Source organism: Alteromonas infernus (assembly GCF_902705815.1).
This window is the reverse complement of the sequence record NZ_CACSIG010000029.1, coordinates 1-12,356: the sequence shown is the minus strand read 5'-3', so window position 1 is coordinate 12,356 and position 12,356 is coordinate 1. Positions and strand designations below refer to the sequence as shown.

14 protein-coding genes and 1 pseudogene are annotated in these 12,356 nt (G+C 39.3%); 10 read left to right on the top strand and 5 right to left on the bottom strand.

Annotation, left to right across the window (positions count from 1 at the left end):
* Positions 1–141: 141 nt before the first annotated feature.
* The 5 genes and pseudogenes from ACX5J7_RS07375 to ACX5J7_RS07355 form a co-directional block, all read right to left on the bottom strand.
* Entirely contained in the window at positions 142–450 is a 309-nt protein-coding gene (locus ACX5J7_RS07375; protein WP_498706663.1) for a hypothetical protein, read from the bottom strand.
* 120 nt (positions 451–570) lie between these two features.
* Positions 571–2,315 (bottom strand): annotated as a pseudogene (locus tag ACX5J7_RS07370) (ArnT family glycosyltransferase).
* The gene (locus ACX5J7_RS07365) at positions 2,290–3,006 is read right to left on the bottom strand and encodes a TVP38/TMEM64 family protein (protein WP_498706661.1); all 717 of its coding nucleotides are present in this window, start codon (positions 3,004–3,006) and stop codon (positions 2,290–2,292) included. Before ACX5J7_RS07365 ends, ACX5J7_RS07370 begins: the two are co-directional and overlap by 26 nt.
* Complete coding sequence (locus tag ACX5J7_RS07360) at positions 3,007–3,741, bottom strand: glycosyltransferase family 2 protein (protein WP_015066033.1); 735 nt, start codon at positions 3,739–3,741, stop codon at positions 3,007–3,009. It lies immediately after the preceding gene.
* Between the two features lie 404 nt (positions 3,742–4,145).
* On the bottom strand, positions 4,146–4,439 hold the full coding sequence (locus tag ACX5J7_RS07355) for an LNS2 domain-containing protein (protein ID WP_043961311.1): 294 nt from the start codon (positions 4,437–4,439) through the stop codon (positions 4,146–4,148).
* Positions 4,440–4,635: 196 nt separating this feature from the next.
* On the opposite strand from ACX5J7_RS07355, the gene ACX5J7_RS07350 reads away from it, so the two are divergent.
* The 10 genes from ACX5J7_RS07350 to ACX5J7_RS07305 all read left to right on the top strand — a co-directional run bounded on the left by ACX5J7_RS07350 (position 4,636) and on the right by ACX5J7_RS07305 (position 12,277).
* Entirely contained in the window at positions 4,636–5,325 is a 690-nt protein-coding gene (locus ACX5J7_RS07350; RefSeq protein ID WP_041702971.1) for a response regulator transcription factor, read from the top strand.
* Positions 5,309–6,748 (top strand): sensor histidine kinase, encoded by a 1,440-nt coding sequence (locus ACX5J7_RS07345; RefSeq protein WP_020742704.1) that lies wholly within the window; start codon positions 5,309–5,311, stop codon positions 6,746–6,748. The genes ACX5J7_RS07350 and ACX5J7_RS07345 overlap by 17 nt, the downstream gene beginning before the upstream one ends.
* A 1,116-nt stretch (positions 6,749–7,864) precedes the next feature.
* Positions 7,865–8,248 (top strand): CopL family metal-binding regulatory protein, encoded by a 384-nt coding sequence (locus tag ACX5J7_RS07340; RefSeq protein WP_152910911.1) that lies wholly within the window; start codon positions 7,865–7,867, stop codon positions 8,246–8,248.
* A 104-nt stretch (positions 8,249–8,352) separates the two neighbouring features.
* Positions 8,353–8,544, top strand: coding sequence for a hypothetical protein (locus tag ACX5J7_RS07335; protein ID WP_498706656.1), 192 nt, complete (start codon positions 8,353–8,355; stop codon positions 8,542–8,544).
* Position 8,545: 1 nt separating this feature from the next.
* Positions 8,546–8,839, top strand: a complete 294-nt coding sequence (locus tag ACX5J7_RS07330) for a DUF411 domain-containing protein (protein ID WP_498706655.1) — start codon at positions 8,546–8,548, stop codon at positions 8,837–8,839.
* Between the two features lie 91 nt (positions 8,840–8,930).
* The gene (locus ACX5J7_RS07325) at positions 8,931–9,284 is read left to right on the top strand and encodes a copper resistance CopC family protein (protein WP_012516900.1); all 354 of its coding nucleotides are present in this window, start codon (positions 8,931–8,933) and stop codon (positions 9,282–9,284) included.
* 21 nt (positions 9,285–9,305) lie between these two features.
* A complete protein-coding gene (locus tag ACX5J7_RS07320) occupies positions 9,306–10,193 on the top strand; it encodes a CopD family protein (protein ID WP_203565510.1) in 888 nt (295 codons plus the stop codon).
* Positions 10,194–10,213: 20 nt separating this feature from the next.
* Positions 10,214–10,684 (top strand): YybH family protein, encoded by a 471-nt coding sequence (locus ACX5J7_RS07315; RefSeq protein WP_012516902.1) that lies wholly within the window; start codon positions 10,214–10,216, stop codon positions 10,682–10,684.
* A 27-nt stretch (positions 10,685–10,711) separates the two neighbouring features.
* Positions 10,712–11,182 carry a YybH family protein gene (locus ACX5J7_RS07310; protein ID WP_015066037.1) on the top strand — a complete coding sequence of 157 codons (471 nt, stop codon included), beginning with the start codon at positions 10,712–10,714 and terminating at the stop codon, positions 11,180–11,182.
* Between the two features lie 258 nt (positions 11,183–11,440).
* The gene (locus ACX5J7_RS07305; protein WP_498706653.1) at positions 11,441–12,277 is read left to right on the top strand and encodes a formyltransferase family protein; all 837 of its coding nucleotides are present in this window, start codon (positions 11,441–11,443) and stop codon (positions 12,275–12,277) included.
* Positions 12,278–12,356: the final 79 nt, after the last annotated feature.

Here is a 12,356-nt window from a genome sequence, read left to right as displayed (position 1 = left end):
TCAGTAATCTTGTAATTTTGTTCTGTAACCAGACTCACCGCATCCAGTTTGAATTCTTTCGAGTAGCTTTTTCGGGTTTTCATATACACTCCAGTTGAGATAATTATCTCTTAACTGGGTGTGTGAATCTATTGGAGCACGTCACTTATCGAAAATGACACCATAGGCCAAGGTGCCGTAAAGTAGAATAGAACTTACAACGAAAGTAATTGCAACTGTGGTGCGCGGCAAAAATAGGGCACCAAAAAGACTTAGAAAAATAATATTAAAAAAGGTTAGCAAGAGCGGTACAGAGAGAAAAAACACCCACTCATTCAATGTTACAGGGGCTACAACTTCATAAACAGCGGACAAAAATGGTATGTTAAATATTGCTGCGATAAGCAATGAAGAAAGTAAAATGAACTGAGCTGATGTAGGATTGAAATTTAGTGTTCTTGGAAATTTCACAATAAGGTTCTCGTGTACTTCTTAGCACATAAGTTACCTGTCTAAACTTAAATAACGCTTAAGAAAAACTGTAGGATGAAAATTCTCGCATTATTTTTTAATTGTATGAAAACATGTACCTCACGTAACGGGCCTATCTGGGATATAACTAAAGATCTCAGTCGCAGTTTTCGTAAGCGGACACTTTTCGGTTAATGCCTCGTGCGATAATAGTACCCAGTGGACGCGATGTGCATACCCTACAGACGTTGCCATTTCGTTTTTTTAAAACAACCATTGCGTACATGTTTTTCATCGACGAGGATATGTCTTCCCTTTTCAGTCTTATCCAACCACTGGTAGGCGGCAGACAATTGCTGATCAACAGGGGTATGATACCCAAAATGAGTGATGGGATAAGGCGAGAAGAGAATGAACTGTTCAGAAAAATCAACAAGTGCAATAGTTGCATCATGTTTACCAATTTCTTTTTCAATATTTGCAAATACGCTTTTAGGGGTTTTTACATCTTCAAGTAAAGTGTAACCCCAAGTAGCGTACATGCCCCAAAGAGTGCACAAGAAATAGGGCCAGACTTTCCAGTGCTTCCCTCTAGTAGTGATCACCGTAACCAGACACGTCAGTCCTCCCGTTACTAAAAAAAACATCCACGGAGAAAGCCCGAACTTTTCTTCTAGCTTTAGGGCGAATGATGCTTTTACTATGCCGGAAAAACCAAACCCCAATAAGCCTACTGATAGTAAAAATACAACGCCCCACAAAAGCCAGGAAAATACTTTCTTATTAACAACTGAATCAAAGTAAGGCGCAGAGATCAGTGCCAGCATCGGCAATGCGGGTAAGATGTACACCCCCCGTTTACCAGGACTTACACTGAAGAAAAGCAGAACAAGTACAATCCAAACCAATGGTAAGTATATGCGGGCATCACCTTTTTTGATTGCGCGATACCAACATGGGATAAGCCATGGGAGAGCGATGCTAATTGGCAACCAGAATAATGGAATAACCTCTACGAGGTAATACCAGAACGGCTTTATGTGATGCCAGGAATCAGCATATCGAGTGACCGTTTGCCTGAAAAGAATATTATCTCTATATAGAGCAAGTGATGTGTCGTGGCTATTTTCGACCAATATCAACATAGGTATAAACCATAGTGATATAGCCAGTAACATCACCACTGCACCCATTATCCACGGTAATACGGAGTTTTTAGTTTGCTTCTTAGCTATGTCCCGCTGAGGCCAAAAGTGTCGATGTATCAAGTATGGTATCAGCATCAGGACTGGTAAAAATCCGACCCCTTTTGTGATGACGCCAATTCCCATGAAGAAAAAGGCGAGGTAATACCAACGCCATCGCCTTTCAACTAAGAAAAAGCGCAGAAGACCATAGCATCCGATTGTTATCCAGCAGCAGACCATTGCGTCTATCTGTGCAGACTTGGCTTGAAGCAAAAATTGAAAACTCAATAAAAGAAGTGACGTTGCGATCAGCGCCTCTTTTGTACTCCACAGTCGTTTTGAGATGTCATACACCAAAAAAAGTGTGAGTAGGCTGCATAAAGCAGATGGGAGCAGAAAGGCAATCTTAATTGACCCGAATAGCGCAAAGAAAAAAGCGATAGACCACATAAACACAGGTGGTTTATCAGGATAAAACTCTCCCGCTCTGGCTGGAAAGAACCACTGACCTGTTTCAACCATTTCTTTTGCAACTTGTGCAAAACGAGGTTCGTCAGCAGGCCAGGGATCTCTTAACCCAAGCCCGATAAATATCAACACGCTAGCCAGTACAAAAAGCCAGAAAGTATAATTTGGGTGCTTGTTCTTATGTTTAATGGCTAGGCTCGTCTGATTCATTGCTACATTTGCTGCTTTTTGTGAGAGAACGAAGAGTTTTATCGTCATTATGTTGACGACGATAAACCTTAAAAAGATATGCGCTTAGCAAGCTGGAAATCCCAAATAATAGGGCGCTTATGATTATTTTAAGTTCAGAGTTGACTAATACACCCTTACCCATCAATGCAAAAACCGCCATTTGAGGGATGTAGCCAATAGTAGACCCAAGAATAAAAGAGCGTCGTGGAATCTTTGAAACGCCAGCAAAAATGTTTGTGAGTAGATTATTTCCTACTGGCAACAGTCTAATGATAACGGACTTAAGAAAGGGAGAGCGAACTAGAAAATGGTCTAACTTGCGCACCCGCATTTCAAAGTGTTGAATAATAATCGGTCTAGCGAAAGATCGGGACACTGCCATAACTGTTGCACAGCTGAGGATAGCTGCTAATGTTGAATAGATGATACCTGCAGCAAATCCAAAGGCATACCCCCCCATAAATGCGACTAACTGGCGTGGAAGTCCGATAGAAAGTAAAAATACTGAGACGGCTAAAAATTTGGCTATCCCTGTCACTCCATTATTACGGGTATGCTTGTCTATCCATTCCTGATTAAATGCGTCAAATGAGGGAGAGACCGGAATCAAATGACTAAAAAACAGAATGGTAAGTACCAAAATGAAGAAACGAAGGAGACTGGAATTCAATTAGATACTCTCTTCATTTTCTAAGATGACATCATTAAGTTTATTACGTTTCTGAAGCCAATAAACTCCTGCCATATCAGTTAGTCCGACCCCAAGCCGCCCTAACATATTATATTTTGATTTTCCAAATTGCCTGTCTCTGTGATTCACCTCAACAACTTTAATGATCCCACCTTGTCGCCGGATCAGTGCTGGCAGAAAACGATGCATATGATCAAAATAGGGTAAATCGAGGAATGTTTGTTTTGGAAAGACCTTTAACCCACATCCGGTGTCAGGTGTATCATCATTAAGAAGTTTACTTCTTACAGAATTTGCTAGTTTTGACTGAAATCTTTTCCAAGCTGTATCCTTTCTGTTTTTACGGTGACCAGCAATGCAAAAGTGACTCCCTAACGGAAATTGAGAGGCCATAGTCAGGAGGTTTGGTATATCAGAGGGATCATTCTGCCCATCCGCATCAAGTGTTACTACAAGTTCTCCATCAGCATGGCTCACCCCTGTCCAAATAGCTGTACTTTGTCCCACCGAGTGCTTATGCCGTAGTACGTTAACTTTGTCAAAGCCACTCGCTTTCAGGTAAAGCAAATTCTCAAATGTCTTATCCGTACTTCCATCATCAACATAGATGACTTCGAAGTTTGCTACACCTGTTAACGCTCTATAAATTTCCTCAATTAAGGGTTTTAAATTTTCTTCTTCGTTTTTTGCTGGTATTACAACTGAAATTCGCACGTAGCCCTCTGTCAAAGCCCCAAGATCAAGCAAATTCTATTTTCGACAGGAAAACTCTAACAAACGAAACTTAAGATACGCTTATGAAGAGTCATTTAATTGAGGTAATAATGTTCTAATCGCTCAGGAAGGAAGAAAGAGGCTGGTTAAGGAGGGAACGCTATAGGAGTGTGTTTCGACCAGCTATCGTAGTACTTTCGCCACGGCCTTGGCTTGCACTTACAATCACCTTGTCATGTTATTGCAAATATTTTGTCCTGAGGAACGCTTGCGGCCAAATAAGCCACAAAGTCAGTGCTTGAATCGGCATAAGCAGCGAAAAGTTTCCAGCCAGACTCCTTGTAAGGCTTTAGAATATTTAGTTTAAACGTTTTAAAAGCTTTTTCGCTAAGCCATCGAATTAGCTACCTGAATATCTCTATCTGGGAGATGGTAACGGGATAAAAAAGTGGAATGTTGAACTGGAAGTATACATTTCGCGCAGTCAGATAGATAATTTTGAAGCCTTTATCAGCGTATGCTTGAACACGTTCAGACGCATTTTCTCTTTCAGAAAAAATGCAGGCGTTACAGGGGATCAATGTTCCATCGATGTCAAAAATGACAGCTTTGTCACTTTTACCATTGGGGGGAGAAATTTCTGTAGAGGTTATTGAGCACCCACAAAGTAGCAGCGCTGATATAAAATAAGCCTTCATCGTTAGTCACAAGACTGTTATTAATATGAACAAAATATCGAGATAAACTTAAGAGCTATTGAAGTAAATCAATCGATTTATGCTAAAAGAACCACGTATACGTAGGTTAACTATAAGCACCTTTTCAATAGCTTCTTCAGCAAATCCTAAGGTTGAGAAGGTATACTCAAATAACTTTAAAATTGACATTCAAATTATGAGAATACTTCTGATAGAAGACTCTTTATCATTGAGAAACAGTTTGAGCTTAGGCTTGGAAAAATTGGGCTATTCAGTCGATACTGCTGGCACTGGCTCTGAGGGATTGAGTATGGCGTTGCTTGGTAGCTACGAAATAATCATCCTTGATATGATGCTACCTGAGTTGGACGGTATGACTATTCTTAAAACGTTACGAAAAAGACATTTAGAAACAAAGGTTATCATCTTATCTGCGCGATCTGAGTCTGAAGACAAGGTAGCGGGGCTATTGGCAGGTGCTGACGACTACCTTTCTAAGCCGTTCTCGTTTGACGAATTGACTGCTAGACTACTTAGCTTGATGAGGAGAGGTGCGGTAAATTGTCTCAATGACCAAGTTACTATCAACAGTTTGACACTCAATATCCAGTTTAAAACGCTTTCATACAATAATGGCATTATCAACCTGACCCCGAATGAGTACAAAATTGTTGAATGTATTTTTCTCAATAGACACAAGATAGTTACCTCAGAAATGCTGAGTGAATTTATTTCTGGAAGCTATGACCATATCTCAAAAAATGCTATTGAAGCTCACCTTTCCTCAGCAAGGAAAAAAGTAAGAAAAAGCGGCGCGTCTCTACCCATTACAAGTAAACGTGGTTTTGGTTACAGAGTTATAGAAGCTAATGAAATCAATACGTAAAACATTAACACGAAGACTTTCTATTATTATTTCACTGTTAGTCATTGCCGTTTTACTTGCAGCAGATATTGGCGTTGATTCCTGGGTCGAACAAGAATTCAACCAGGCTATGAAGGCAAAGGTAGGTGTACTTCAGAGCTTGGTAAATGAAGATGTCGAGGGTGTGGAATTCGAATTTGCAGGTGAGTATTTGCCTGAGTTTGAAGGGACATCTTCCCCCGAGTATTTTCAACTTTGGTACAAAGATTCAACGTTTGAAAAATCAGATACTCTGGCGCTTTATACCATCAATGAATTGCCTTTCAGCAGCATTGGCCTGGATGAATATTCTTTCCAGGATATTACTCTGCCCGATGGCCGTACGGGTCGGGTAATTTACACTCGATATATACCTCAGATTGATTCTGAAGACAGAGCTGGATTTTATCGCGTCATGGGCAAGGGTAACGATACTCGCCCGTCAATGGTTATCGCGTACGCAACATCTACAGAATTGTTAAATTTCACGTTGTGGTTTATCGATGGTGCTTTTCTATTTGCATTAATTATCGTGCCGTTAGTTGTTCGATTTACAGTGCGTAACACTGTGGCTTATGCTCTGGCACCCTTGGATGCCTTAAATGCCAAGATAAAAGGACTACGATTTACCACTAGACAAAAACACGAAGCTTTTCAAAATAATGTCGAGGAATTGGAACCCATTACCCAAAGTTTGAATCACTTTTTTGAAGATAATTATTCGCTTTACCTGCGTGAGAAGAGGTTGACTTCGGATATCGCACACGAGCTAAAAACACCAGTCTCTGAATTAATAAATATGACTGAAGTAGCAATTAAGTTTCCAGGAGAAATAAGATTAGAAAAAGATTTTAAGCCACGTGTTTTGCAAATAGGCACAAGAATGAAAAATATTATTTCTGGCCTTATGTTAATCCAAAAATATAGTTTTAAGACCCTAGAGCTAACTGATGAGATAGATATCCACAAATTAGTATCTCAACTTATTCAGATCAAAGAAGCAAGAAATGTTAAGGTAGAGATTAGCTCCAATTTTCAGTTAAGCGTCAAGAGCAATCGCGTTGGAGTAGAATCGATAATAAGTAATCTGATAGATAACGCTATCGAACACGGAAAAACTGATACAGAAATACTTGTGAACTTAGGTGTAAATAGTTCTAGTAATGTTTACCTCAGAGTGACAAATAAGGTGGGGACAGAGGTTAATGAGGATGATCTAAAGCATATGTTTGAACCGCTTTGGCAAAAAGATGCTTCTAGAACATCTGAAGATAACTTTGGGCTAGGTCTTTCTATAGTAAATGCATTGTGCGACGCTGTATGTGCAGAAGTTTCTGTAACCAAAACCACCGAAGAAGACATATCGTTTTTGTTGACTTTTAAAAATGAAACTATTGGTCCGTAATCTTAGGCAGGCTTAAGTTACTGTAACCTTAGCCTTAATAACACTCCTGAAAAGAGAGACTGCGACTTAGCAAGAGAATAAAAATAGGGTAATTCAACTTAACCTAGCTTTCGAATTTGGTATGTGGTGGAGATCAAAAAAGTTTTCGGCCACCTGTTCCTTGTCACGGATAATTGCTGCTGGAACAAGTCAATGCTTCCATTCAACTCATTGGGCGTACAACGATAAAATGACTTTACGATTTTTTTGCAGAGTTCTACCAAGAAACTGTTGAAAAACACTTGCTGACAATAGGTTATCTTAATATAGATTAACGTTACCTGTCTCAATCAATGTTCCGAGATCGATGAAATAATTAGAACCAGCATAAAAGTGTTATTCAATTGATACTAGGGAAGATGCAAATAAGTTCCTAACGTGAGATCATGACTGCATGTTAAGTTACATTCTCTACTGCTCGTGAGCCAACAGTTAATTATTGCCAGTAGTCAGCTAAAGCAAGCGCTGATAGCCCTATAAAGAGGTTTTCCTATCACGGATAGACAACTTATTACCGTGCTCACAATTGATAGAAGTGATTGAACTTTTGTATCCTAAAGCTGATATTAATCGCCTTATTCATATGCAGAAAAATAAGTGAAGCAGAGAGTATCTATAACCGCGGGGCGAGAGTCACTTATCGACCAGCGCTTGAGTGGCGCTTAAGTTGAAATCGCTGAAGTTAGTTTGTGCCTCAACGATTTAAACAGAATATCTGATTTCTCTTTCAAGTTACCGATGAATTTATATTTATCGGGTGTGTTTATTTATATAGCTCCTCAAGCCTCCTCAATTTTTTGTATTTCTGGTTAGCCCCCGTTATAACGTTAATGGAACTGGACAAAAGGGAAGTATTGTGGCGGCTACTTAAAGCGTTCAAGTTCTACCGCAGTATCTGAATTATGGAGTTGGAGACGCGCCCAAAAATTTGCATGGTTGTAGGCTATCTCTCTCATCATGACTATTTCTTAAATTCTGCCGATGAACGGGCTATTCTAATCACAAATCAGCCTCAACTGTTTACCAATTCGCGAAAATCCATTATTCTCCATATTGGTTATGTTTAATGCTTAAGAAATGTTTAAATCCATATCAAAAGTAATATTAGTGTTTACAGTGCTATCTGCCCTCGTCGGGCAAGCGATGGCTGTAGATACTATGAGTTTTGAAATGGCTATTGACAACAAACATTACAATAGTAATTCTGAATCGAATTGCTCTACGAACATGAGCCATGGTATGAGAGTAGATTCTAGCAGTTCGGAGAACGCTAGTATTAAAGATTGTTGCAACACTTCGGAATGCACATGCCCACCAGGTGGTTGTACTCATGCTCCCGTCCTTATAGCTTCCATGATGACTGTTCAACACCCAGTGGTGCCGGACGCTTCATTTGGCTTGTTCTTCCAACAGCCAGTTTCAGTAACATCCTCACTTTTTCGCCCACCGATATTTGCCTAACACGGGGTCAGTGCGTCCAAATTTAACGCACAATTTGTTTCAGTTCCTGTTTATTATCTAGGTGCTAGCGTACCTATATGTGCCAGCTTTGTCTGGAGGCAAAAATGTTAAAAAAAATCATCTATCAAGCTGCGGTATTACTGCTAATTCTACCTAGCATTGCCATGGCAAATATCCACCATGGCGCAAACGACGTCTTCGAATTATTAGTTTATAAATCACCTGTGGATGTGCAAAAAGTGGATAACCCATCTAGAAAACCAAGGGTTTCAACTACGTACAAAGGACTTTCATAACTTGAGCGACATCAAGAACGAATACGGAATTTCGCCAAATCTTCGCTCTTGCCATACCGCTGTTACAGAAAACGGCTTTGTATTTGAAGGCCATGTCCCTTCTAAGTTTATAAAACGATTCTTGTTAGAAGAACATCCAAAGGCTATCGGGTTATCTGTTCCAGCTATGCCAGTAGGTTCACCCGGAATGGAAGTAGCAGAGCAGTTTATGCCTTATACCGTTTTCATTATATATCAAGATGGGAGCTACGAACCTTACGCGAAAGTAGAAAGCTACGACAGTCAATTCGATTGAAGTCAAAGTTAAACAAATAAATGCGCACTTTTGACAATCAAAGCAATTTTAATTTTTAAAAACCGAATATTAACCAAAGATAGAGGTAATCATGAAAGCACTTGTTAAATCATTTGCAATATTTAGTGTACTGCTAAGCAGCGTGGCATTAGCACATGAGGCTATAGAAATTAAATCTAGCACACCAAGCAAAAATGCAATGTTGATGGAGGCCCCAATGGAACTATCAGTCAGCTTTACCAAGGGAGTTAGATTAATAAAAGTAGTTTTAAAAGACAGTGAAGGTGCAAAAGTTGATTTTGGCTTTGAACCTCCGAAAGAGGTTGCAACGGATTATTCTTGGACCTTACCTAAATTACGTCCAGGTTCATACAATGTTGAGTTCATCATGCTTGGCTCCGATGGGCACAAGATGAAAGATAGTTTTGGATTTATGGTGCACTAAAAAGGGGATTCAGCTGTGGAAATGTATATCTGGAACACTGTAATTGTAGTGACAAAGCTAATGTTTTATTTAGGTTTCGCGGCCACAGCTGGATATACATTTTTCTGGCGAGATATTAACGACAGTAGGACAAGTTATACAACGCCATCTTATAGCGCTGTATGGGTAAAGGTTTGTGTCTTTGTTGCGTTTATTTCTAATGCAGTGTGGTTTATCGCGAACACTGGAGCGATGGTAGAAGAGGGAATTCAAGGCGCACTTGACCCCTTTATGCTTAAGATAATGTTGAGTTCTCCTATCGGTGAAGTCACCTTGTATCGTGCGGGGGGGTTAGCCGTAGCTTTAATAACTATCTACTTATTGAAATTTAAACCTCTTAAACCTTTCCTAAGGTTAAAGTCTTGCTTACTTGTGCTGTGTCTATTCACTCTCTCGTACACATTTACTTTAACCGGCCACGTTTCTGAATTAGGAAGTATTGCTCGAATACTACTTATGGTTCACGTATTTGTTATGGCTTGGTGGTTTGGTGCATTGATTCCGTTAAAGCTCTCCTGCCATTACCAGAGCTACGAAAAGCTTTATAAATTAATGGATAGGTTTGGTACGCAGGCGGCCGTATTGGTTACCTTATTATTATCTGCAGGCATTTGGCTAGCTATTCAATTGGTAGGTAGTTTTGAAGGGTTATTTAGCTCCATATATGGGCAAACTCTTCTTGTTAAAATGTTCCTTGTAACTAGCATTCTAGCTATTGCTATACGGCACAAACTGAAATTAGTCCCAAAACTTAAAAGTGGCTCGGGAAGCGAAGCACTCTCAAAATCCATTTCATTAGAGTTAACAATAGCAGTTGCTATTTTAATCATTACTTCTGGGCTTACGAGTATTGTAGGTCCCGAAAGATAAAACTTAGAAGAGAAATTCAAATGAAAATTAAATTATTAGTCTTACTATTTATCATGCCCGTAATCATGAGTTTTGCTGCTAGTGCCCATGAAAAAGAACATCATGAGAAAGGTATGTTTAGTGGGTTAGATACGCCTGCAGCTAAAATAGTTATTGCATTCCATCACGCGCTTAATACGGGAGACAAAATCACTGCGAAGAGCCTACTGGCGGATGATGTGACTATTTATGAAGGAGGCGGAGTTGAGAGGAGCGCAGATGAATATGCTCAACATCATATGAATTCAGATATGGAATATCTATCGTCAGTGACAAATAAAGCGTTGGAGCATCAAGTCAAAGTTCTGGGCAACACAGCAATCTCCGCATCGCGGTTTCTGGTCAATGGGATGTTTAAGGGGGAAGAGAGAGACTACCAAAGTATGGAAACAATTGTCTTAATCAACACCGAAGGAGAGTGGAAAATCAAACATATTCATTGGTCAAATTGATTCGATTAACTACCCGAGAGAGCTCGTATGAAAAAATTTTTAATCATAATCATTTCGTCTTTGTTATCTTTTTTCACTTTCGCTCATGATAACAATGCAACTGATAAAGATCAGATAAAAGACATTATAAAGCAAATTGAATATGGCTGGGAGAATGGAGACGGTGCCCCCTTTAAAAAGCACTTTTTCGACTTTAAAGGCGCAAGATACTTTGAATCTGGCGGACAGAATGTAGGGTTAAGTGACTTGATAGAGCATCATGTTGAACCAGAAAAGGATGCCTTAGTTTTCTTAAGTTTAGATTTTTCTAACATTCAAACTCATGTAGAAGATGATTTTGCTTGGACACTCGTTGATACAACCGTTCAAGGAAAGGTTAGGAAGTCTGGAGAAACTTTCAACAAAACGGGGTTTCAAACCTTTCTTTTTAAAAAAGTTAACGGTGAGTGGCTGATAGTTCACACGCATTCCTCTAGTAGAAATCGTGCAAAAGACTAGCGAAATAAATGTATTGAAAGCTACTTTGGTAATATCAACGGTAGCTTTCCAGTTTGCTCAATATCAGAACCATCTCGGCTATCCTATTGCCAAAATGCCTTACACTTCATATTGGCACGAACTAAGCTTCCCGCCAGCCAATGAACCCTTATTATTCGTTTTTGCACAGATTTTTAATCAACATCGAATCCTTAAACACTTGTCCTCCCAACCTACATTTTGTTCCACATACGCTATTCTCAAAAGGTGCAGAGAAATATGAAAATCGTTTATTTTGGAAACGACTTATTCTCGAATTGTTTGTTACTTCTAATTAAAAATAGATTGAACATTGAACGCGTTTTTATAAACGATGTTCAGGAAAATGCGAGCTTCATCAAACGAATTTGTCGTAAATACAATATTGTTTATTCCACTGAAAAACCAAGTGTCGTGACTCTTAAAGGATATTTAAATGACGAACAGACAGTCTTTGTTGTAGCCGATTACGGATACAAAGTACCCACAAACGAAATAAAATATGCGATTAATATCCACCCATCTTTACTACCCAAAAGTAGAGGCCCAACCCCACTCACCTACATTATCGACAACCCTGAGAACGCGGGTGTTAGCATTCATAAACTCACTGAGAAACTTGATGCAGGTAGCATCCTAATCCAAGAGAAATTTGAGGTCGAAAACAATGAAACGATTTCATCATTGATGGTCAAGTCTCAGTTACTCGCAGAAACTCTGTTAGAAGAATTACTTAATAACTTTAATGAACTTTATAATAACGCCACACCTCAATTGGAAAAGCTAGCGTCATTCCAAAGTCTACCTCCAGTAAAAAGAAGGTTTGTAAATTGGGATCAAAACACCGCTCAATTTAGTCATGCCCTTCGACAGTATGGGCACTTTGGGATTCTTATTTCGTTAGATAACGCGTTATATATCGCAAATGATGTCGAAGTCACAACTTTCAGTCACGATTTCACGTGCGGTAGCATAATCTTTGAGGATGCACTAATTAAAAGCATTGCTATAAATGATGGCTATGTTGTACTTTCTAAGCGTAGTTTAAGGCTATATGAATCAAGAGTACTAAACTAGTTGATTACGGCTTTAATGTTTAAAGGTCCTATGACGTGGTCAACCAAAATCACACAACCCAGTTAAGCCGCTTTTTGTA